Annotated in this window: 17 protein-coding genes; 8 read left to right on the top strand and 9 right to left on the bottom strand. The window is 52.7% G+C overall.

The features are described 5' to 3' along the window. Positions 1 to 25: 25 nt before the first annotated feature. The 4 genes from CRP01_RS16150 to CRP01_RS16135 form a co-directional block, all read right to left on the bottom strand. Complete coding sequence (locus CRP01_RS16150; RefSeq protein WP_099151104.1) at positions 26 to 772, bottom strand: LytR/AlgR family response regulator transcription factor; 747 nt, start codon at positions 770 to 772, stop codon at positions 26 to 28. 157 nt (positions 773 to 929) lie between these two features. Beyond that, a complete protein-coding gene (locus CRP01_RS16145) occupies positions 930 to 2360 on the bottom strand; it encodes a pyridoxal phosphate-dependent decarboxylase family protein (RefSeq protein WP_099151103.1) in 1431 nt (476 codons plus the stop codon). A gap of 43 nt (positions 2361 to 2403) precedes the next feature. Then, entirely contained in the window at positions 2404 to 3114 is a 711-nt protein-coding gene (locus CRP01_RS16140) for a DUF2490 domain-containing protein (protein WP_099151102.1), read from the bottom strand. Further along, positions 3115 to 3678 carry a hypothetical protein gene (locus CRP01_RS16135; protein WP_099151101.1) on the bottom strand — a complete coding sequence of 188 codons (564 nt, stop codon included), beginning with the start codon at positions 3676 to 3678 and terminating at the stop codon, positions 3115 to 3117. A 194-nt stretch (positions 3679 to 3872) separates the two neighbouring features. On the opposite strand from CRP01_RS16135, the gene CRP01_RS16130 reads away from it, so the two are divergent. Beyond that, the gene (locus CRP01_RS16130; protein WP_099151100.1) at positions 3873 to 5336 is read left to right on the top strand and encodes a glycoside hydrolase family 130 protein; all 1464 of its coding nucleotides are present in this window, start codon (positions 3873 to 3875) and stop codon (positions 5334 to 5336) included. A 39-nt stretch (positions 5337 to 5375) separates the two neighbouring features. Here the strand turns inward: CRP01_RS16130 and CRP01_RS16125 are convergent, their stop codons facing one another. The 3 genes from CRP01_RS16125 to CRP01_RS16115 all read right to left on the bottom strand — a co-directional run bounded on the left by CRP01_RS16125 (position 5376) and on the right by CRP01_RS16115 (position 9588). After that, positions 5376 to 6401 (bottom strand): glycosyltransferase family 4 protein, encoded by a 1026-nt coding sequence (locus CRP01_RS16125; RefSeq protein WP_099151099.1) that lies wholly within the window; start codon positions 6399 to 6401, stop codon positions 5376 to 5378. Between the two features lie 25 nt (positions 6402 to 6426). Next, positions 6427 to 8772, bottom strand: coding sequence for a glycosyltransferase family 4 protein (locus tag CRP01_RS16120; protein WP_099151098.1), 2346 nt, complete (start codon positions 8770 to 8772; stop codon positions 6427 to 6429). 408 nt (positions 8773 to 9180) lie between these two features. Further along, positions 9181 to 9588 carry a VOC family protein gene (locus CRP01_RS16115; RefSeq protein ID WP_099151211.1) on the bottom strand — a complete coding sequence of 136 codons (408 nt, stop codon included), beginning with the start codon at positions 9586 to 9588 and terminating at the stop codon, positions 9181 to 9183. A 157-nt stretch (positions 9589 to 9745) separates the two neighbouring features. Between CRP01_RS16115 and CRP01_RS16110 the strand changes: the two genes are divergently transcribed. Further along, positions 9746 to 10726: a GlxA family transcriptional regulator gene (locus CRP01_RS16110; protein ID WP_099151097.1), complete on the top strand. Its 981-nt coding sequence runs from the start codon at positions 9746 to 9748 to the stop codon at positions 10724 to 10726. Between the two features lie 164 nt (positions 10727 to 10890). On the opposite strand, the gene CRP01_RS16105 is transcribed toward CRP01_RS16110, so the two are convergent. Next, positions 10891 to 12384, bottom strand: a complete 1494-nt coding sequence (locus CRP01_RS16105; RefSeq protein ID WP_222845747.1) for an alkaline phosphatase D family protein — start codon at positions 12382 to 12384, stop codon at positions 10891 to 10893. Between the two features lie 293 nt (positions 12385 to 12677). On the opposite strand from CRP01_RS16105, the gene kduI reads away from it, so the two are divergent. Both kduI and CRP01_RS16095 read left to right on the top strand, forming a co-directional pair. Further along, on the top strand, positions 12678 to 13508 hold the full coding sequence (gene kduI, locus CRP01_RS16100) for a 5-dehydro-4-deoxy-D-glucuronate isomerase (RefSeq protein ID WP_185154566.1): 831 nt from the start codon (positions 12678 to 12680) through the stop codon (positions 13506 to 13508). A 12-nt stretch (positions 13509 to 13520) separates the two neighbouring features. Beyond that, a complete protein-coding gene (locus CRP01_RS16095; RefSeq protein WP_185154568.1) occupies positions 13521 to 14285 on the top strand; it encodes an SDR family NAD(P)-dependent oxidoreductase in 765 nt (254 codons plus the stop codon). A gap of 24 nt (positions 14286 to 14309) precedes the next feature. Here CRP01_RS16095 and CRP01_RS16090 read toward each other — a convergent pair whose 3' ends face one another. Then, positions 14310 to 14705 carry a DoxX family protein gene (locus tag CRP01_RS16090; protein WP_099151095.1) on the bottom strand — a complete coding sequence of 132 codons (396 nt, stop codon included), beginning with the start codon at positions 14703 to 14705 and terminating at the stop codon, positions 14310 to 14312. A gap of 254 nt (positions 14706 to 14959) precedes the next feature. On the opposite strand from CRP01_RS16090, the gene CRP01_RS16085 reads away from it, so the two are divergent. The 4 genes from CRP01_RS16085 (at position 14960) to CRP01_RS16070 (ending at position 22422) form a co-directional block, all read left to right on the top strand. Continuing rightward, positions 14960 to 19027, top strand: a complete 4068-nt coding sequence (locus CRP01_RS16085; RefSeq protein ID WP_170110396.1) for a hybrid sensor histidine kinase/response regulator transcription factor — start codon at positions 14960 to 14962, stop codon at positions 19025 to 19027. Between the two features lie 463 nt (positions 19028 to 19490). Next, positions 19491 to 20318: a hypothetical protein gene (locus tag CRP01_RS16080; RefSeq protein ID WP_099151093.1), complete on the top strand. Its 828-nt coding sequence runs from the start codon at positions 19491 to 19493 to the stop codon at positions 20316 to 20318. A gap of 268 nt (positions 20319 to 20586) precedes the next feature. Beyond that, positions 20587 to 21426 carry an ester cyclase gene (locus CRP01_RS16075; RefSeq protein WP_099151092.1) on the top strand — a complete coding sequence of 280 codons (840 nt, stop codon included), beginning with the start codon at positions 20587 to 20589 and terminating at the stop codon, positions 21424 to 21426. A 42-nt stretch (positions 21427 to 21468) separates the two neighbouring features. Beyond that, positions 21469 to 22422 carry an alpha/beta fold hydrolase gene (locus CRP01_RS16070; RefSeq protein WP_099151091.1) on the top strand — a complete coding sequence of 318 codons (954 nt, stop codon included), beginning with the start codon at positions 21469 to 21471 and terminating at the stop codon, positions 22420 to 22422. The last annotated feature ends 292 nt before the right edge of the window (positions 22423 to 22714 follow it).

Below are 22714 nucleotides of genomic sequence, written 5' to 3'. Positions count from 1 at the left end.
TTTTGGAAATAAAATGGAAGAGGAACTATAAGGTATACTTAGTTAATAATTCGATGAACTTATCTTTCTTCCGACGAGCTACCGGGATCTTGCATCCGTCCGACATTAAAGCCTGGCCGTTCTCCGCTTTCAGAAATTTGCGGACATACTGCAAAGCAACAATGTGGGATTGGTGCACCCGGAAAAACATATCTTCCGGCAGCAGTTCTTCGTAATCTTTAATCGTTTTGGCCACCGTGGTACGCTGCCCGTCGGCAACAAAAAAGGTGGTGTAGCCACCACTGGATTCCAAACGGACGATCTCCTCCAGACTGTAAAAAGCATAACCTTCGGCCGAGGACAAGGCAATTCGCTGGGTCTGCCTCGTCTCCAGCATGTCCATCATACCTTTCAGGCGTGGCTCCAGTGCCCGGTCTGAGTTTCGGTGAATTTTATCGATCGCCTTTCTCAGCGATTTAGGATCCAGTGGTTTTAACAGGTAATCGATGGCATTGTAATCAAATGCCTTGAGGGCAAATTTATCAAAGGCAGTAACGAATATGAGTTGAAATCCGGGGTTCCGGAACTGGTTCAACAGATCAAAACCACTTCCGTCCGGCATTTGAATATCCAATAACAGCAGGTCCGGAGTTTCTTTTTTCAACAACTCCACACCGCTGGCAACATCGTCCGCTTCCCCAATCAATTGAACATCCGGAAAATAATCCTTAAACAACTGTTTTAGGAGATTCCGGGTAGCCTGTTCGTCATCCACAATTACAACCCTGATCATACTGTATACATAGGTTCATGAAATACTAATTCAATTTCCAAATATTCGTTCAGACAGACCGAATTTTAAACAGCACAGGTGTAATTTCAAAACTACTGAAAAATTGATATATGTCCTTAATCTGACTAATTCAATTGTAAGTTCGTCAGTTTAATGACTAGTTTGGACGCCCTAAAGGCACCATTTTAGTGGCTTCCCGGAGTATTTCCAGGGCTTGCAGTACGTGTCGCTCCTCCACATAGGTCTGGCCGATCACCATCCGCAGCACATATTTCCCTCCGATCTTGGTGTGCGACAGAAAAAGTTTTCCGCTTTTATTGATCGTATCCAGCAGTTGCTCGTTGCACGCATTCAGCCGAGCCTCGTCCGTTTCGTTTTGCGGAACCCAACGGAAAGCACAGTAATTGAGAAATGGCGGAATGACCAACTCAAATTCCGGGTGCTCTCCGATCGCAGCGGCGAACTTTTCGTTCAGTGCAATATGGTGCCGCAGTTTCTTACGCAGCCCTTCCATACCGAAACTCCGGATCACGAACCACAACTTCAGCGCCCGAAACCGGCGCCCCAGCGGGATCCCCCAGTCCCGGTAGTCATTCACCAGCCCCCGGCTTTTGGTTTTCAGATATTCCGGTAACACCTCAAAAGCCCGGATCAGTACGTCCACATCCTTTACAAAATAAGCGGTACAGTCAAAGTTGGTAAACATCCACTTGTGGGGATTGAATACGAAACTATCCGCGCGATCAATACCTTCGATCATCCACTGGTATTCCGGCAGCAGTAGAGCAGTACCGGCGTAGGCGGCGTCTACATGAAGCCAGACGCCATATTGTTCACAGATCGCGGCCAGTTCCGGCAGCGGATCCACCGCCACGGTACCGGTGGTACCAATAGCAGCTACCACACAACAGGGTACCAGGCCATTTTCCAGGTCTTCCCGGATCCGGGCTTCCAGCAGATCAGCCCGCAGGCGCATTTTTTCGTCTACCGGGATCTTCACCAGGTTTTTCTTTCCGATCCCGGAGATCCCGACGGCTTTCTCGATGGAGGAGTGGGTTTCCGTTGAGCAATAGACACGCAGATTGTTCGGAACGCCATCCTCATTGGCCCGAAAATCCGTTTTGACCTCCCGGGCGGTCAGGATGGCCACCAGAGTAGCAGAAGAGGCCGTATCCTGAATAACCCCTTCAAAATTTGCCGGCAGGCCCATGGCATCGCGGAGCCATTCCATGACCCGTTCTTCCAATTCGGCCGCAGCGGGTGAAGTATCCCAGATCATGCACTGGGCCCCGATAGCCGCCGTGATAAATTCCGCCAGCACGGATTCAAGTGAACTGTTGGCCGGGAAATAGGCGTGAAAGTTGGGATGTTGCCAGTGGGTGATCCCCGGCACGATCACTTCGCTCAGGTCCTGCAGGATCTGATCCAGATCCTCCGAACTTTCGGGAGGAGCAGCTGGTATCTGCTCGTATATCGCTTTCGGTTTAACTTTGGATTTAACGGGCAGAGACTCGAGTTGGGCGAAATAATCATCGATCCATTCCATTACTTTGGTCGCATCCCGCTGGAAGTGTTTTTTTTCTAGCATCGCTCAGGCTTTAGGATCGGCAATATACAAGCATTTTCAGCAATCACGCCCCCACTTTCGTCACCCAAACCAGCCGGAAGAAGAGGAAATTGCGCCGGTTTCCCAGGTCATCACGACGGCGGCTCCGAAAATCCAAAGCCGGTTCCAGCCGCTGGCGCTCGTTCAGTTGATATCCCAGCCCAAGATAGGTGCGGCTTTCCCAGAAATAAAAAGCCCGCATTCCGGTAGGCGTGATGAGGGCTTCGGTGGATACGTTCAGGTAGAACTCCCGGCTGTCCAGCCGCTCCCCTTCCAAAGGAAAGTCCGTGGAAATGCGGTAACGCAGTCGTAGATCGAAATCCAGGTTCCGACCGGTCCAGCGCTCTTCGGTCCGCAGGCGATTGCGCAGGCGGTATTTTCCCAGCCGGTGGATCACGGTCACCTGTTGCCAGGGGCGCAGTTCGATGGAAGTGCCGTTGAAAGGGTCACGCAGGCGGAAAAGCAAGCCGGCGGTCAGATTGAAATTGGGATTGGCATCGTAAGACAGTGCAGACTCCAGATTGAGGTTCATCACTTTGGCGGTGTACCGGCGATCGGCGATCCGTCGATCGATCCCATTAATCTCACTGGACAGGGCCGTAGAAAACCCCGTCTGTTCGTTCACTTCTTTTTTCACCAACACCATCGGAATGGTACCGTACAACTGAACATCCTGAGCGGATAAGGAGGCGGGAAGTACAACCGCGAGGGCCAGAAGCAATTTCCAGTTCATCATTTAATAAAGCGTCATGTCGCTGGGGCGCAATGCTATTTTTTCCAGGTGAACAAAGGTCCCGTCGGCGCGGAACAAATACTGATAGAAGGCCGTCCGCTCCGCTCCCTTCCCCCGCACTTCGATCTCATAACGGATCGTACCGTCCGCACGCTGCTCTTGGCATTTCACCACTTTGTATTTTCGGAAATCTTCCTGCCAGCGCGTTTGAATACGCCCCCGCACAGTGGTCGGTAAAGAGCTGAACTTTATCTTTTTTTCGATATCCAGCAGGCTGCCGTCCGGAAAGAATTCCACACTGTACCAGTAGCCGTCGGCCAGCAGTTTGGCCTCGTAGGTCAGCGAATCGGCGTTTGATCTTTCCCGGTAGAGTTTCATCCGGCGGCCATTCGGATAGCGTACCCGGACTTCCCGAAGAGCGTCCGGCGGGAATTCATCGGCGGAAACCCGTTCTTCCATTTCGACCTTCTGGGCCAGCAATTGGGTGGCCGTTCCCCCAAACATGCCAGACAGGAACAGTACCGTCATCATCAACAGCCGACTTTCCGGAAAAAAATATCTGATCATTGGGCAAATTTAGGACTTTGTTCCATTTTTGACCAGGGTGTATTACCCCATACCGAACTGATCGGCCCGCCGCCTCTACCGGATCCGGATTTCGCCCCGTGGAAAATCTGCTCACTCTTACTGATAAAACCAAACCTCAGCCAAAAATGCGGGTTCTATGAAGGAATTATAAACCCAAAACAGCCCGTAACCGAATGAAGATACCGGTCAAACGCAAAAGCCTACGCATTCCATCCGATATGACCCGGGTGATCGCCCGCTTCTTTTATAAAAACGATGAACAAGCCCGCATCCTGATCGCCCAGGTACTACGCATGGATGATGCCCTGGTGGCCACCACGCTGAATCAGGTACTCCGCGATTTCGCCTGGAGACATCGCAATGTCACGGAGATCTTCGAGCGTCATTTCAAAAAAGTCAGTCATCTGCTAAAGGATATGGAGCGATCGGTCGAGACCCTTTCGGAGTCACAGCGGCTGCTCATCGGTGCTTATTTCACCCACGAGTACTCCATTGAGTCCGCGGCTTTTTTCAATCCTTCTCTCATTGTGTCCCCCGACCAGTCGGGACTGGCCGAAGGAGAACTGCGGGTCATCGCCAGTATGCGCGCTACCGGTGAAGGACACATTTCCTCCATTGAGTTCCGGCACCTGACCATCGATCAGCACAACGAGCTTTATCTGGCCCCGCCGGCCAACCGCCTCGAAGAAGCCGAAGTGATCCAGGAACATATTTACCAAAAAACCACGTTCGCCAACAAGCTGCGGGAGATGCAGTTGCCGGAGCAGATCTTCGAACTGATCATCAATGAATTGCCCGAGACCTTCAATTATAACCAGCTGCGGGACCTGATCCACCGCACCCGGGAAACCTATCCGGATATTGTGGACAACAGCCCCGAGGCCGAAGAGATCCTCTGGCTGGCCGAAGCCCACCACGAACTGAAATTCTCCCGGGATACGGATATTTCCGAACGGGTGATCTTTCCCCACAGTGCCTGGGAAAGCCGGGGAATCGAAGATGCCCGCTTCGTTCGTTTTGTGTATCCGGACGGACGGGTCGCCTACTACGCCACGTATACCGCCTACGACGGCTATACCATACTGCCCAAACTCATCTATACCGAAGACTTCCTCGATTTTAAGGTGAAACCCATATACGGTGAAGGCGCACAGAACAAGAATTTGGCGCTGTTCCCGCGTCAGGTCAACGGTCAGTACGTTATGCTGGCCCGGATCGACGGCACCAACAATTACATTATGTTCTCGGATCGGCTGACGGTATGGGAAAATCCCAAACTGTTGCAAACGCCGGTACATCCCTGGGAACTGGTCCAGATTGGGAACTGCGGTTCTCCGATCGAAACGGACCAGGGCTGGTTGCTGATCACCCACGGGGTAGGTCCGATGCGCCGGTATTCTCTCGGCGCCTGCCTCCTGGATCTGGATGATCCTTCCAAGGTGATCGCCCGCCTGGAGGAGCCCCTACTCTACCCCAATGAGGAAGAGCGGGAAGGCTATGTGCCGAACGTGGTATATTCCTGCGGCAGTATTATCTCACACGGCGAACTGATCGTTCCCTATGCGATGTCCGATTACGCATCTACCTTTATGAGCGTACCGCTGGATCAGTTGTTGGATAAGTTAGTGAGAGGTTAGGTGTAATTTCAGGAATTTGGGATAAGGATTATCACCCGATCAGGTGTACAAAACCCGGGCCCGGAGGACCTCCTCGTAGAGCTGCAGATAATCCTCGATCATCCGCTCACGGGAAAAAAGTTTCCGGGCTCTTTTGGCGGTGTAATGCCGGGAGATACCGCCTATCTTTTCGATTACCGCTACAGCGGCGTCCACGTCTTTTACCAGAAAGCCGGTTTTTCCGTTTTCGATCAGTTCCGGCATCGATCCTTTTTTAAAAGCCACCACGGGCGTGCCGCAGCACATGGCCTCGGCCACGCTCAGTCCGAACGGTTCTTCAAAGCTGATGGGATGGAGCAATGCCAGTGCCCCCGACAGCAGTTCATCCCGTTTTTCCGGGCCGGAGTTTCCGACGTACATGATCTGTTCATCGTCCAGATAGGGGGCGATCCGGCGGTCAAAATAATCCTGGTCCTGAATCAGACCGGAAATGATCAGCCTCCTTTCGCTGAGCTGTGCAATCTGCACGGCTTCTGAGGTCCCTTTGTCCGGATGTATACGGCCGAAATAAAGGAGGTAATCCTCCGGCTTGGCGTTGAAGGTAAAATCATCCGTATCGATCCCATTGTAAACGGTACCGATATAATCCAGTTCCGGACTCCGGTCCGCACCGCTGATGGATACATAATGCCCGATATCGTTGAAACGCTGGTAAACGGGCAGGATCTTCGGCGAAGAAAAGCCGTGGATTGTCGTAATGATCGGAGTGGAAATAAGGCGGGAATAGGCCAACGGCATGAAATCGAAATGGTTGTGGATGAGATCAAAATCACCAGCCTGTTCCATGGCGAAACTGATGTGCTGATATTCCAGAACTTTCGGATCGGCCTCCGGCGTCTCCGCATAGCCTTTGGGGACGATTGCCTGTAACTTACCATCGGTAAAGGAATCCGCGGTGGCAAACAGGGTCACATCCAGCCCCGCCGCCACCATACCATCGGCGACATTGGCTGCGACCTGCTCCCAGGGGCCGTATCGCCGCGGAGGCGTACGCCACGCAATGGGAGCAAGTACAGCAACCTTCATTTGTTCTTGTTGTTGAGATTAATACTTAATCTTTCATATACGACACGCGCTTCCGCCGGTAGATCCGGACCAGAGCGGCATCTTTATTTTCCAGGTGTTTATGTCCACTTCGTTGGAGCACTTCTTTGATCTCTACTTTCCGCTGACGCTGCAGTTCTTCCATCGTTAAGCGGGCGATCAGGTAGGCGATCGTGCTTTCTGCTCCCTGATTGAGGTTGATGCCATCCGCCATGAGCCCGTCGTAGCACCCTCCGTTATTCGCATTATACAGCGGTAGCCCCAGATCATTTTTCCCTGTGAACCATTCGAAACAGACCCAGGCCCGGTCAAAAAACGCCGTTTGCAGCGTTTGCCGGTAGGCCCGATCGTACAGGAGGACCATCGCCATCGCATCGATGGGTTGCTGATCGTAATAGCACAGTTCCTCTCCCCGGCGGTAAAACGGATTACAGCCAACCGGCCGCAGGTAACCTTCCTGCAAAGTGATCTCCGTTAAAAAATTAATTGACCGGAAAGCGACTTCCCGCACTTCGGGATCATCTGAATAATCCAGCGTACGGATCAGGGCCAGGGGCAGCAGGCCGTTCCCGTAGGCCAAAACCGTTTCGTACCAGGGCCAGGTGTCCGTTGCGCTACTTTGGTACTCCCGCACCATTCGCTGTTGCAGACGCCGGAGTTGACTCAGATTCCTTTCGTCTTCCGGATATCTTTCCAGGTAGGAACAGATCCCCAGCAGCGAATAGGCCATGGCCCGAAGCGAACCCAGATTTTCCATCTGATCGAATGCCCGGTAGTACAGTTCACGGATCAGCGGTTCGTGTTCTTCGCCGGGCGGATTGGCCAGCGCGTACCCCAGAGCCCAGATCGCCCGTCCGAAAGCATCTTCCGAGCCCGTTTCATCCAGGAAACGGCGGTCATAACTGACAAAATTCCGAAACTGGCCATCTTCCCGCTGTACATAATACAGATAGCTGAGCGAGGACCGGATCACACTTTCCAGTTGCCGGTTGCCCTGCCGGTAAGCCATAGCTCCCAGCAACAGCGCTCTCGCATTATCATCCAGACAGTAGCCTTCCCGGAAGTTGGGAATGGCGTATTTGGCGTGTTGGATCACCCCGGTACTGTCCGTCATATTGATCAGGTGTTCAAAGTTAAGCGGAGGCAGTTCCACGCCCTCCCGGTTCGGACCGGGGCGGATCGAAAGCTGGGGAGTATGGTCCAGGGCATCCTGGATAATATCCAGGTATTCCTGCCCTTTCCGGAACCATTTTAGGGTGTTCCCATAGCTGGCGGCAAGTGTCGAGATCTTCGTCAGTTCGCTCTTCTGATTGAACAGGTCGATCAGGGTTTCCGCCAATTGATCCGCATTCCTAAAGTCAAAATACCGGCCTCTTCCATCGGCCAGTAATTCCTGAGCGTGCCAATAGGGCGTGGAGACCACCGGCGTACCGGCTCCTACTGCGTAGGATAAGGTGCCGCTGGTGATCTGAGCCTCATTCGGGTATGGGGTTACATAAATATCCGTTGCCCGGAGATAGTTGAACAGGGTCTCTTCATCCACAAATTCGTTTTTCATGACCAGGTGATCACCCACGCCGAGTTCCTCCGCCATGGCGATGAGGGATTCGCGGTAGCGTTCTCCTTCCGCTTTCACAATGTTGGGATGGGTTTTGCCGAGTACCCAGTAAGCTACGTCCGGGTGCTTTTCCACTACTGCGGGCAGTGCCCGGATCATCGTTTCAATGCCCTTGCCCGGTCCCAGCAGACCAAAAGTGAGCAGGATCTTCTGATCGGTAAAGCCCAGCTCCCGGCGCAGGGTTTCTTTTGGTCCCAGTGGAAAATTGGGCACACCGTGTTCGATAATGGCCACTTTCCCGGCCGATACCCCGTAGGAATCCACCAGGAATTGTTTAGCGGTCTGGCTCATCACGACTAACTGATGGGCCTTCTCACCCAACAGACGAACGATCTGCCGCTGGGTGACCGACGGCTGTTTCAAAACGGTATGCAGGGTCACCAGCAGGGGCACCTCCAGGCGGTCCACCAGGCGAAGAATATGGCGACCGTGGTCGCCACCAAAGATGCCGTATTCATGCTGGATAATACAGGCATCCGCTTCCCGGTTGATGTAATCAGCTGCCTGCAGGTAATGCGGCAGGGTATCTTCCTGGATAGTGCGGCTGACGATGTCCGGATAGGTGTGGGCAACCCCGTTGTTCATAGCGATGACTTCTGTGTTCAGCACACAATCGGATTGATGCGCCGCCTGCGTTATGGACCTCACCAGGTTTTCGGTAAAGGTGCCGATACCGCATTGCCGGGGAGGATAATTGCCGATATAAACTACCTTGATGTTATTCCGTTTTTTCATTAGACTGATTTAAGTTGGTTTTTGGGATTAGGACATAGTCCGACCGCATCTTCCGGGAAGATGAATGAACGATTATGAGCAATTGGGCTTAAATTTCTATTTGAAATAGATGAGGCTCGGGTACAGATTGTGGCGTGTAATATGGACAACCCGGAGGCCGGAAAGGATGTTCGCTGGCAAAAATGAATAAAAACGTTAAAGTTAGTTCCCCGTACGGGCTTACTCCGCCCCCTATTCCCCGGAGAGGCTTCTAATCCCCGGGCTCCGGCCAAAATTACAGCGGTCGGCATCCTTCATACCATCGGGCCGGGATTTTTTAAAAAAGAAAATTGAGCTTTGGGTTGCAAACCTTACCAGAACGGAATGTACCTGGGATGAGGACCACTAACTACCTGGAGACTACAGCATCTACTGATCGAGATGCAGCAGCCAGTGGGTGCCGAAACGATCCGTTACCTCCCCAAACAATGCGCCCCAGAAAGTCTGCGCGATGGGATGGGTCCTTTGCCCTCCTTCGGCCAGCCGATCGTAATAATCGGTCAATTCCATTTCATCGGAACAGTCCAGCAGCAGGGATATCGAATTGCCGCGCCGAAAACCGGCATCTCCGACCAGATCGGTAGCCATGAGCTGTAGGGAACCCTTTTCCAGGGTAGCGTGAAGAATGCAGCGCTTCATGGAATCGGGAAGACGGTCGGCGAGCGGAGACTCGCCTATGGTCTGGATCTCCAGATGGCCGCCCAGGCAATGCTGGTAAAACTCCATGGCTTCCCGGCAATTGCCGTCAAAAGTTAGGTAACTGATCAATTTGGTCATATTCATCCTGCTGGTTGCTGGCCTTCGGAAGTGGATCTCCGACGGGCGATGTCAACGAATTCCATACAAATTTGGGATTTATATTTTTTGGATAGCGGGGGCAAAAACGGCTGTCTTAAGGGTTGATCCCGCCAAAACAATATCCTATCTTTAGGTTATGAAAACCATATCGATACTCGTACCGGAATCCGCAGTGATGGAAGCCGTTGCCGATCCGCGCTATCTCTTTACCGCCGCCAATCAATTCCTTCAGGCCGCCGGCCGGCCGGAATTATTTAACGTCCAACTGGTGGGCCAAACCCGCGAAATACGCCTGCACGGCGGAGCCTTTTCCGTACATACCGACAAACTGCTCGATGAGGTCACCGATACCGACCTGATCCTCATCCCCGCCCTATTCGGGGATATGCAGCGTGCAGTGGAGCTGAACCGGGATACCATCCCCTGGATCGTTAAGCACCATCAGAAAGGTACCGAGATCGCGTCCCTTTGCGTAGGTGCCTTTTTGCTGGCGTCTACCGGGCTACTGGACGGGCGGCAGTGTTCCACCCACTGGGCATTTTCCAATGAATTTTCCAATACCTTCCCGGAAGTGAACCTCGTGGACGGCGGTATCATTACCGATGACCAGGGACTTTACACCAGCGGCGGGGCCAATTCCTACTGGAACCTGCTGCTTTACCTGGTGGAAAAGTACACCGATCGCGATACGGCCATTCTGGCCGCCAAATACTTTGCCATCGATATCGATCGGGAAAGCCAGGCGGCATTCACCATCTTCAACGGCCAGAAGGATCACAACGACGAGGAGATCAAACAGGTGCAGGATTTTTTGGAGAACAATTATCAGGAAAAGATCAGTGTGGACCAACTGGCCGATCAGTTTGCGATCAGTCGCCGGAGCCTGGAACGGCGATTCAAAAAAGCGACCAACAACACCGTGGTGGAATACATGCAACGGGTGAAAGTTGAAGCGGCGAAGAGAGATTTTGAAAAAAGCCGGAAAAACATCAACGAAGTGATGTACGATGTAGGCTATACCGATAGTAAATCCTTCCGCTCGGTGTTTAAGCGGATCACCGGGCTCACCCCGATCGAATACCGCAATAAATACTACCGGGAACCGGAACTGGCTTAGATTTGGAACGCACGGATGAATTCCGATGCGCTGCGGGGTAGCAATATGGTTTTACATGACATACCTACGGCATGCTTAGCCGGGAAATGGTCATTTTGCTACCTTCACTTTGCGCCTAAAGACACTTCGGCCCCAAATTTATCTCCGAATTCGAACGACTCCTGTTACTGCAGCGGAGCCCCGGAACTATCGAAAACCTCCTCGTGGACGGTTTTCCCGTCCACATCGCGGTGCTGAAAATGCAGTTGGGGCTGATCGTTCTCGTACGTCACCTGGCCGAATAGGTATCCGCCCTTTACCCGTAGAAAGCGATGCTCGGGCTGGACGTTATCCTGGCTCCAGCCGCCGGCGTGCTCGTCCGCTCCGGCACCGCAACCAAATTCCCATAGATTGGTATCTTCAAAGTGTGTAACGTATTGCCAGTGGCGATCGCCGTTGCAGAAAAAGATATTGTCAAACTGGTTAACGAAGGCCCGGATCTCATCTCCTTCCGTCTGAAAGGCTTTATTGGAATGATTGTCATTTTTTCCGCGGGGGCGGTCCGGCCCGAGCACCGGAGAAGCCGAAACGATCACCTTGAAGGTCGCATCCGAGGCCTGCAGGGTATTGAACAGCCATTGCTTTTGCGCTTCCCCCAGGATGGTTTTGGCCGGACTGTCCGGATCGGTGTTTTTGCTCCGGTAGCGCCGCCCTTCCAGTATCCAGATCTGCAGGTCTTTTCCCCAGCGGATCGTGGTGTAGGTCGTATCCCGGCTGGGAAATTGCTCCTCGTCAAAGATCTCCAGACCGCGTTCAAAAGTAACGGGACCGTAGGTCATGCCCGGGAAGGCGTCATCGTACAAGATATCGTGATCGTCCTTCATAAAATAGGCCGTGGTCCGGGCGTAAAAATCCCGTTGCAGGGGTAGCGCAAACAGGCGATCCCACTTAAATCGCATCAGCTCTTCGGTAAAAGCGTAGGGATTGGGTTTATCGTAATATTCAATATCACCGGTATGGATGTAGAAATCCAGATCATCTTCCAGCATGGCGGCGTAGATCTTGTGCCCGTCCGGATGGTCCTTACGATCATAATCGTGGCAGGAAACGATGCTGAAATTCAGCGGGCCGGCCATTTCGGCACCACCGGCCGTCTGGAACGTTCCGTGGAAGGTATCGGATACGGCGCTCCCGGCATCCTTACGGGCCAGAAATTCCAACTGGTAGCTGGTGCCGGGTGCGAGGTCCTGCAATTTCCACTGAACGGTAAAATTTCTGGCCGGGTCAACGGAAGTCCAATCCAGCTCCCGGCTGTCGCTCTCCCGGTTTTCCGGGTAATAGCGGAGTTTCACCTGTCCATCGGTCCCCGGGCAGGCCCCCTGGATCTCCTCCAGACTTACTCCTTCCGGCAACTGCGACCGGTTGAGGACCGCTACGTCCGTCATTTTACCCAGTGAGTCACTTTCCTCCCGGCTGATCTCCAGGAACTGATGATCGCTGTCGCGGCCATCGGGAATAGTGGTCAGGCGCGTCCAGATCACCACCGAATGCTCATCGGCCCAGCCGTTGCGGAAACCGTTGCCGAAGTAAGGGCCGTCGATGGCCGGCTGTTCGGTATTACAGCTCAGCAGGGCCAGTAACGAAAGGGCCAGGAGGGGAAGAACAGTTTTGATTTGCATAGACCAGGCTTTTAAGCTGCTGACGATGCGGGAAAGTGCGTACCCTTACGGTGACGGTATCCTTTAGGTCGCTCATTATTACCGGAATTTCCCGGACCTGCAGATTTCCGGAAGGTCACCTTTTTCGCCAGATGCCCGGAGCTGTAAAAACTATCGGCTTCAGGACTCGGAAGTTTATCAGTTATAAGTCAAATTTCCAAAATCGGTCAGCTTCTCCCGGATTAATCCGTCCTCTTGTGCAAATTCTTATTATACTGCGTTTTATTTCGAATAGCCATCCAAAGCAGATCAATATGGAGATTAGATACGCAGCCCACCCGCAGGATGTAAAATCCTACGATACCGCCAGGCTGAGAGCCGAATTTCACAGTGGTAACCTGATGGTCTCGGGAGAGATCAATTTGGTGTATACGCATTACGACCGGTTCATTTACGGAGGCGTATTCCCGGTTTGGGAACCGCTTAGCCTGCCGAATTACGACGCCCTCAAGGCAGATTATTTCCTCGAACGCCGGGAACTCGGCATCATCAATGTCGGCTGGAAAGGTAAAGTCACCGTAGACGGAGAGGAATTTGAGCTGCAGAACCTCGATGTGCTCTACATCGGAAAGGGGAAAAAAGAGATCACTTTCGAAAGTATCGATCCGAATAGCCCTGCTAAGTTCTATCTCAACTCCAGTCCCGCCCACCAAAGCTTCCCAACGGTAAAGGCCACCAAAGAAGACGCCAATATCGTGGACCTGGGTACCCAGGTAGCTGCCAACAAGCGTACCATTTATCAGTTCATCCACGAAGACGGCATTCAAAGTTGCCAGTTGGTAATGGGCGTAACCGAACTCAAAGCCGGTAATATCTGGAATACCTTCCCGCCGCACACGCACGATCGCCGGATGGAGGTGTATTTTTATTTCGATCTGCCCAACGACCAGATCGTGATGCACTTCATGGGGCAACCCCAGGAGACCCGGCACCTGGCCGTTAAGAACGAAGAGGCAGTGATCTCTCCGCCCTGGTCCATTCACGCCGGTGCCGGCACTTCAAATTACAAATTCATCTGGGGCATGGCCGGAGAGAACAAATCCTTTTCGGATATGGACGGTGTGCCGCTACAGGACGTTTTATAAAACAGGATTATGATACTGGATCAATTCAAACTCGACGGTCAGACCGCCCTGGTGACCGGATGCAAACGCGGCATTGGATATGCTATGGCCGAAGCGCTCGCCGAAGCCGGTGCCGATATCATTGGCGTTTCCGCTACGCTGGAACCGGAAGGCTCGGACATCGCCGGAGCCGTTACCCGCCTGGGCCGAAAGTTCACCGCCTATCAGTGTGATTTCAGTGACCGGGAGTCGCTTTACCGTTTTATCGAAACGGTCCGGAACAACCACCCGGTGCCGGATATTCTCGTCAATAATGCCGGTACCATTCTGCGTAAACCGGCCGCCGAACACCCCGACGAGTACTGGGATAAGGTGATCGAAGTAAACCAGAACGCCCAGTTTATCCTAACCCGGGAGATCGGCCGGGAAATGATCCGGCGCGGCAGTGGCAAGGTGATCTTTACCGCTTCCCTGCTCACCTTCCAGGGGGGCATCACCGTACCCGGCTACGCGGCGTCCAAAGGTGCTATCGGTCAGCTCACCATGGCCTTTTCCAACGAGTGGGCCGGCCAGGGCGTGCAGGTAAATGCGATCGCTCCCGGTTATATAGCCACCGATAATACCGAAGCGCTGCGCGAGGATCCCGATCGCAGTAAGTCTATATTAGCCCGCATTCCCGCCGGCCGCTGGGGCACGCCGGACGATTTCAAGGGGCCGGTGGTCTTCCTTGCTTCCGCCGCTTCGGACTACATGAGCGGTTCGGTCATGCTGGTAGACGGCGGCTGGATGGGTCGCTAAGGATTAGTAACCGTATTTAGTGGTTCAGGTCAGGTCGGAAACCAGATGGCCTGTTGGTTCTTCCTGCAGTTTGTGGTAGGTCAGGTAAGAAATCACCAGTACGCCCAGGAAGAAAAGGGGCATCAGGACAAATGCACCAAAACCGGAAACGGCCCAGTGCGAAACTGCCGCGGAAATGAATAAAAAGGTCATGCCCGCGTAAGCCCATTCTTTGACCCGCCCCTTAACCATGGGCAGGATCAGGGCCAGGGCGCCCAGTACCTTAAAAACGGTGAGCAGCACCCGGAAATAATCCGGATACCCGAGGCTTCTTACCCCTTCCACCGCCAGTTCGGTATGAGAAGTAAGCGCGGGCATAAGTCCTTCCCAGAGAAAGATGAGCGTAGTGGTCAGCCAGTAGATGATCTTTGTCTTTTTCATAGTATTATTTTGATAAAAATGATAAGACAAAGGTGAGCAGATCTGCATAAAATCGGCGGGTGGAAAACCGGCTGTTTGCGGGGCTGATCACGCCATAGGGTACACTTCCCGTCAATCATTTTAACGTAATGCAACAGATATCCTTCCTGCAAAAACCGCTTCATTTCTCGGTTTTTCTATATATTTAAACATACTCGACTCGAAAGCGCCCACTTGCTCAGGGCCTTCCTTTTTTTGAAAACCCAAACGTGCATGTGAAAAAAAGCTACTGGTATGTCATTTTAAGTTTGTTCCTGTTTAGTTCCGGGTTCGCCCAGACGAACCCCGACGATTATTTTACCCGTCATTACCTGTTTCAGGAACGGCTGGGCCAGGGGCTTGTTTTTGATATCATCCAGGATAAATTCGGCTTCCTGTGGTTCGGTACGGAATACGGTCTGACCCGTTACGACGGGCACCAGCAGGAAACTTTCCAGCACGAACCTAATAATCCCAATAGTCTCGCCGGCAATGTAATCACCGCCATAGCGGAAGACAGTCTCGGTAACTTGTGGGTAGGGACCATGTACAGCGGTCTTCACTATTTTGATCGCACAACCGGTACCTTTCACCGCTACCAGTACGATCCTGCGGATGAATTTTCCATCAGACGTAACAAGATCAATCACATCACCGTGCAAAAAAATGGCTCGGTGTGGATAGCGACCGCCGGAGGAGGGCTGCAGCTTTACGAACCCCGGTTGGATCGCTTTCGCAATTTTCCGCAACCCAAAGTAGTCGGCAGTAACCCCAGCGTGCTGTTTGAAGACCCGGAGGGCCAACTCTGGCTGGGCAGCTATTTTGGACTTTGCAAGTGGGATCCGGTCGATAGCGTGTTTACGGAGCAGGTTTTTCTCGGAGACCAGGGCCACCACCTGCGCGACATTGCGCGGGATGATCACCAGCGACTTTGGACCGGCTTTCAGAACGGCGGTCTGAGATATCTGGATACGACCACCAACACCCTGCGAACTCCGGTCACCGACCCGGCCTGGCCTTCCGGCGAACCCCAAAATTACATTTGGAAATTGCACTTTTCCCGCAACCGCAATCTTTGGGTGGGTACGGACAGTGGCCTTTTCCTGGTCGAACTGGATGATCCGAACGCACCATTGCGCCTTTCGACCTATACTTTCACGGAAGAAGACCGATTCCTGTCCATTTGTGAGAGCCGGGACGGGGTGGTCTGGATTGGCACCAATGACGGGGTGGTCGTTTTGATTCCCCGGCAAAAACCTTTCGATCACTACTATGTAAAAAAGGCCGGAGCACCTCTGGAGGATAAGCGGGGCGTACCCGCGCTGGCGGGCCGGGGCGATCAGATCTGGATCGGCTCCAATGAAGGTCTGTTCCAGTTTGACAAGGAACGGAAAAAGGTACATCAGGATTTTCTGACGGAACACCCGCTTCTTTCCCGTTTTAACCACGACCGTTTTGCATCGCTTCATCTGGACCGTAATAAGCACTTGTGGCTGGCGGTCATCAAGGGTTTCGATGCGGATTTTGAATTTTACCGATACGACCTTACCCGCAAAGAGCTGACGAACTTCACCGGACGGTCCGAACTGTTCTCTTCCTTTGCCACCATGAGTATGGCCGAAGACCCGGACGGTAGTCTTTGGTTCGGTACTCACAACGGACTTATCCACTATATTCCGCAACTGGATACGCTGGAGATCTTCCAACACGATTCGAACCGGCCGACCGGCCTCAGCAGCAACCGGATCAATCAGCTGCTGCTGACGCATCCGGACAGTCTGTGGATCGGCACCAGCGAAGCCGGACTGAGTTTCTACGATCTGCGCAAAGAAATGATCTTTAATCAGTCCGGCCTATTCAAAGACAGCAGTCACATCTACAACCAGCGGATCATCACCATGCTGCGCGATAAAAGCGGGATCTGGCTTGGCTCCGCGGGAGGCTTAATGCATTTTCACCCCGCTGATCCTTCCATTCACAATTACGACAAAACGAATGGACTAGGTGATAATGTGGTCAAAAGTCTTTTCGCTCACCAGGATCAGATCTGGATCGGCTCCAAGAGTGCTCTATCCAGATTTGACCGCAAACGGAAAACCTTTACCAACTTCACTACCAGCGACGGCCTCGTGGTAAAAGAATTCTGGGAACGCTCCGGATACCAGGACGAGGAGGGATATCTCTATCTGGGTGGTGATGAGGGCATCCAGGTTTTCCATCCCGACAGCATTCGGGACAACCCCTACCGCCCCCGGGTAGTGTTCACCAAATTTCTGTTGTTCAACGAACGCATCCAACCCGATCCGGACCATAAGATCCTGCAGGTCCCACTGTACCAGACGCCAACCATCCGTTTGCGGCACGACCAAAATGTCTTTACGATCCACTTTGCCGGACTCAGCTTCATTAACAGCGAAAAAAACCAATATGCCGTCAGAATGGAGGGATTTAAGGATGAATGGCAGTATTTAGGACAGAAGACCGAAGCCACCTATACCAACCTCGATCCGGGCACTTATTATTTCGAAGTGACCGCCACCAATAATGACGGCATCTCGAGCGAAACCCCGGCCAGATTGAAATTCGTCGTCCTCCCGCCCTGGCACGCGACCTGGTGGGCCTATCTGATCTATATTTTAGGGCTGTCATCGGCCATCTATTTCCTGTATCGCTTCCAACTGAATCGCCGGCTGGCCGATGCGGAGACCGAACGGTTGCGGGAACTGGATATCGTAAAAACGCAACTGTATACGAACATTACGCACGAATTTCGCACGCCGCTTACGCTGATCCAGGGGCCGGTGGATAAAGCCCTGCACACGCCTTCATTCGTTCTGGGCAGGACTGATCTCGAAAAGATCCGGCAGAACTGCCGCCGATTGCTGCACCTCATCCACCAGATGCTGCACCTGAGCAAGCTGGAAGCCGGGGCGCTTGCCCCCGCCTACACCTATATGGATATTCTGCCCACCGTGAAGTACATTGTCGACTCCTTTTCCTCCTTCGCAGAAAGCCAGGGGGTAGACCTCAAACTGCACGCTCCGGATGAGCCGGTTTTCATGGACACTGATTCCAAAAAACTGGTGGATATATTGTCCAACCTGGTATCCAACGCCATCAAATTCACTCCCGGTGGCGGAAAAGTACGGGTCAGAGTGAACGCCGATCGGGAACCGGAAGTCCCGCAGCTCGTCATCAAGGTAGAAGACACCGGTACCGGTATTCCCCAACACGCACTGGAAAAAATATTCGATCGCTTCTATCAGGTCGAACGGCCGAACGGAAGCGGCAAAGAAGAATCCATAGCCAGCGGATCGGGCATCGGTCTGGCCCTGTCCAAAAAGCTGGCCGAACTGATGGAAGGCAATATATTCGTGGAAAGCACCCTGGGGAAAGGCAGTTCTTTCCGACTGATCCTTCCCATCCGCGCGACTAAAAAAGAAACCGGCAGTCCGGTCAGTTTCCCGGAGATCTATATTCCCAAGCAAACGGAGCAGTCGGGAAAAGATGCGCCCAAAAGCGATGAGGTCAGTGAAAATGCACCGATGATCCTGATCGTAGAGGACAATGCCGATGTTGCCGAATTTGTGGCCGAAAGTCTGCTCGGACGCTACCAGTGCCACATATGTAGAGATGGAGCTGAGGGCGTTGAATGGGCCACCGAACACATCCCCGATCTCATCATCAGCGATGTGCTGATGCCCCGGATGAACGGGTATAAACTTACGAAACAGCTAAAAGGTGAGCAAAAGACCAGTCACATCCCGATCATCCTCCTCACCGCCAAAGCGGACCTGCCCTCCAAGATCATCGGCTTTGAGCGGGGCGCAGATGCCTACATGGCCAAACCGTTCAACAGCCGGGAACTCCTGATCCGGATCAAGAACCTGCTGGAATCCCGGCGGCGCTTGCAACAGCACTACCTGCTGGCCAGCGGGATGCCAGTGACCGAGCCGGAAGAAGCGCAGGCCAGCACGCAGGAGCAGATCTTCCTCCAGGAGGTTCGCCAACTGATCGAGGAAAATCTGGAGAAGGGAGACTACTCTATCGAAAGTCTCGCGGGCGATCTCTACATGAGCAGCGCCCAGCTGTACCGCAAAATGATGGCGCTGACCGGTCTCTCCCCCAGCAAATTTTACCGCAATATCCAGATCAGTAAAGCCCGGCAGCTGCTCCAGGATACCGAATTATCCATTTCGGAGATCGCTTATCAGTGCGGTTTCAATGATCCGGCCTATTTCTCCCGGGTATTCTCCACAGAACTCAAAGAGAACCCAACTTCCTACCGTGTCCGCTACCAGTAAGCGTTTTAACGGACCCTGCAAGAAAAATCCAAGAGTATGATTGAATTGTCCAAGGCCGTTTCCGAACGTTTATGGACCTTGCTGCAACGAACTTAATAAGTTTCATAATTAGTAGATCAGGTTGCGGTGATTGGATGTTGCCGCAACTTGTTTTCATCCCTTATCGATACCACGAATCCTCCAGCGATACTCAACAGCTACACTCTGATGGCAAACACGCAACACTTTGAAAGCCAATTTTTGGCGTTGGAAGTCTAATCTCCGGTTCGGCTTCTGATTCATCCCGGATGGTATTACCATCGGTATACGGGCAAAGATCAAGGCGATAATTGGTCACTGAAGCAGCGGCTCTGCTTAATTGAATATTTGGCAGATCCCTCTTTCCTTCGCTAAGAGACTGTATCTACCCTTCTTTTGCGCTATCCGATCCCGGTAAGAGCTTCCGGACAAAGTGTGTTCTGCCATGAAACAGATTGTACAAAACACCTTACTAACTACTTTTTTTCTGCTCCCCATCCTGGTGGGAGCTCAACCCAAACCAACCTGTGCCGAGCTGGAAGGCGTATGGGAATATGACCTGCCCGACCAGCGAGGCATCTGGTTTAGCCACAACGATCACTACATGTGGATCCTCGTCCCCAAGGAAAGAGCCTCCTTCCAGGCGGACAACCCTACCACCGAAGAAATGGCGATGGCTTATGATGGGCTGATACTAAGTGTCGGCAACGTAAAATGCTCGGAAAACCGGGGCACCATCACCCATACCTATACTAAAGATCCCGCCGATGCCGGCCAGTCTTTCCAGTTTGATTACCGCGTACAGGGTAAACAGCAACAATACTGGGTCCTTCAGGCTGACGGCAGTCGCGGGCCGGAAGGCAGATCCCGCAAGTTGGGGACATTCGCCACTTCCTCCAAAATGTCCTGTGAGATCTCCGACGGATTCTGGCAATATGAGCAGCCCGATCAGTACGGTATCGCGGCAATCGCCGACGGCCATTTTGGATGGATCCTGGTGGATAAAACCTTTTGGGACCACCCAACCGATTTAAGTACCCCCGAAAATAAAGCCACCGCTTTCGCCGCCATCACTGCTGCCGCCGGTACCTTTTCCTGCGATGAACCAAGTATCATAAAATGGAAAAACCTGCACACCAAGAACTACCGGGGAGAAGGCGTCTCCTTCCCAACGGAAAATCAGCAGAGCCCGGACCGGCTCGAGTTCTGGTTCCTGAACCAGCAAGGCGAACGGACCGGCGGTGGCGGTAAAGCCGTTCGGATGAAAGACTGAGCCCTGAGCGCGAATGTCCGAAGCACTGGTCTGCACAGGCTTTTGCTCCGGCAGGGGAGCGGGTGTAAGGGACATCCATCATCCGGTATATAACCGCCAATAAGATCTCCGGTAATACAAAGGTCAATAGAGCCTCACGACCTTCACATGAAACAAATTTGGTGTTGCTACCTAAGCAATCTTAAAACCCGGGATCTACGGTAATTGGAAATGGATGAACCACACTCGCCCCCAATTTTAATTTTCAACTATCCTAAAACCCAAGATTATGAAAAACGCAATTATACTTTGTTGTCTGCTTATTGCTCTGGTGGTCAACTCCTGCCAACCGGCGGGCGGTAGCGACCTGCAGGCCCAAAAAGATCTGATCTTCCAGGCCAACGAAGAGCTGCTCAATCTGGGTAATTTCGATTACGCCGATGAAGTATTCACCGATAATTATCGCGATACCGGTCCGGAAGCGATCAAAAAAATGGCGAAAGATCTACGCGGTATCTTCCCCGATCTGCAGGTAAAAATCGATCCCATTATTGCGGAAGGAGATATGACCGGCTGGCGGCGCATCCATACCGGTACGCACCAGGGAACGATCATGGGTTTCCCGCCAACCGGCAAAAAGATCACCTGGGAAAGCGTGATCCTTTCCCGCTACGAAAACGGCAAAATAGTCGAGGAATGGGGACAAAGTGACCTATTGGAAGTTTTGCAAAATGCCAGCGAACCGCCCAATGATCCGGAGCAGGTCATTGCCGTGGTCCAAAGCGCCATGGATGCGCTCAACGACAAAAACGCTGAAGCCTATCTGGCTCATTCCCACCCGGCCCATACCCGCTTCCTGCCCACGGGGCCCACCCTTTTTACGCAGGAGATGACGGTGGACGAAATGACTGACGATTTTGAGAACGGCCTCGAATTTGACATGCAACTGGAAGAGCCCCGGGTCGCTTTTCACGGCAATACCGCCATCGTAACCGGCTACCAAACCGGCACCAATCGCTTTCCGAACGGCCAGGTCGTCGATGGCCGGCGTAAATACACCTCCGTCATGGCCTGGGAAGCTGGGAAATGGCAGACGGTGCATCTGCATATCTCGAAAGTAAGCCAGTAGATAAGTCCACCCGATCATTTAGCTCGTTCAAATTAAACGTTTATGAAACTTAAGCATCTTTTATCCGCTCTGTTACCGGTCCTGTGTCTGCTGTTTTCCTGTAGCAATGCCCGGGTTTCCACCTCCCAGGCCAATGCGGAGCATATTCAGAAAACCGGCGAGATCATCCTCGATGGGTATCCCCTGCAATACATCCGCCGGGGAAGCGGCGATCCATTGCTGGTGGTCGGTTCAGCCACTTATTACTCCCGGGCTTTTTCTAAAAAACTGGAACAGGAATTCGAGATGATCTACGTTGATTCGAGGCACTTTGTGGAAGATTGCCCCGCTACGGAAGCCTACACGCTGGCTACTTTCAGTGAGGACGTGGAGCAGTTCCGCCGGCAACTCGGCCTGAAAAAGATCAGTCTGATCGGACACTCCATCCACGCTCAGATCGCCCTGGATTATGCGGTGCGTTATCCTCAGCATGTCAGTCAGCTCATTCTGATCGCCGGAGTACCTTATCTCGGTGACGACCTACAGACTTTAAAAAACGAACTTTGGGAGGCCGGGGCCGATGACGAGCGTAAAACCCGGATGAAGATCAATTCCCAGATCGCATCAACGGTACTGGATACGACGCCCGCGCCCCGGCACTTTGCCGTTTCTTACCACTACAATTCGCCCCTTTACTGGGCCGACCCCGGATTTGATGCGACCCCTCTGCTGCGCGATCTGAAAACGTGCCCGGCGGCATTCGGCCAACTGGTCGGCGCCCTGCCGGGTAAGCAAGCCATGCGGGATAAACTGCAGGAGGTAAAGGTGCCGACGCTACTGGTACTCGGGCAGCTTGATTTTGCCATTCCCCACCGGGCCTGGGAGGAGCTGATCACCGGCAACGAACGCATCGATTACATCTTGATGGACGAAGCCAGTCATAACCCTCACACGGAACCGGCAACGGCCGCTGTTTTTGATCAGCACCTAATGTCCTGGCGGGTGAATTCGAAATAGATCATTGTCGCACCATTTATTCCTACCGGCGGTTATTGCCACCCGCAGGAAAACTCCAAAAAACCAAGCAATACTTAACCCTGGAAGAAAAATCCAACTATTTGCAAGATTTCTCCAGGTGAAGCGATGATTTTTCCTGCAATTTAGCAATAGCGCGTTTTGGGAAATTATTGCGCGGATCGGTAACCATGATCTTCCGGAACGGGCCCATCACGCCTGGATCCCGGAGTGAGTTGCGCCGGATGCGGGATGATCTCCCAAATCACGCTAAACGACCCTGATTAAAAACTGA

The organism is Flavilitoribacter nigricans DSM 23189 = NBRC 102662 (assembly GCF_002646595.1).
Taxonomy (GTDB): Bacteria; Bacteroidota; Bacteroidia; order Chitinophagales; family Saprospiraceae; genus Flavilitoribacter; species Flavilitoribacter nigricans.
This window is presented reverse-complemented; position numbering and strand designations above follow the sequence as displayed.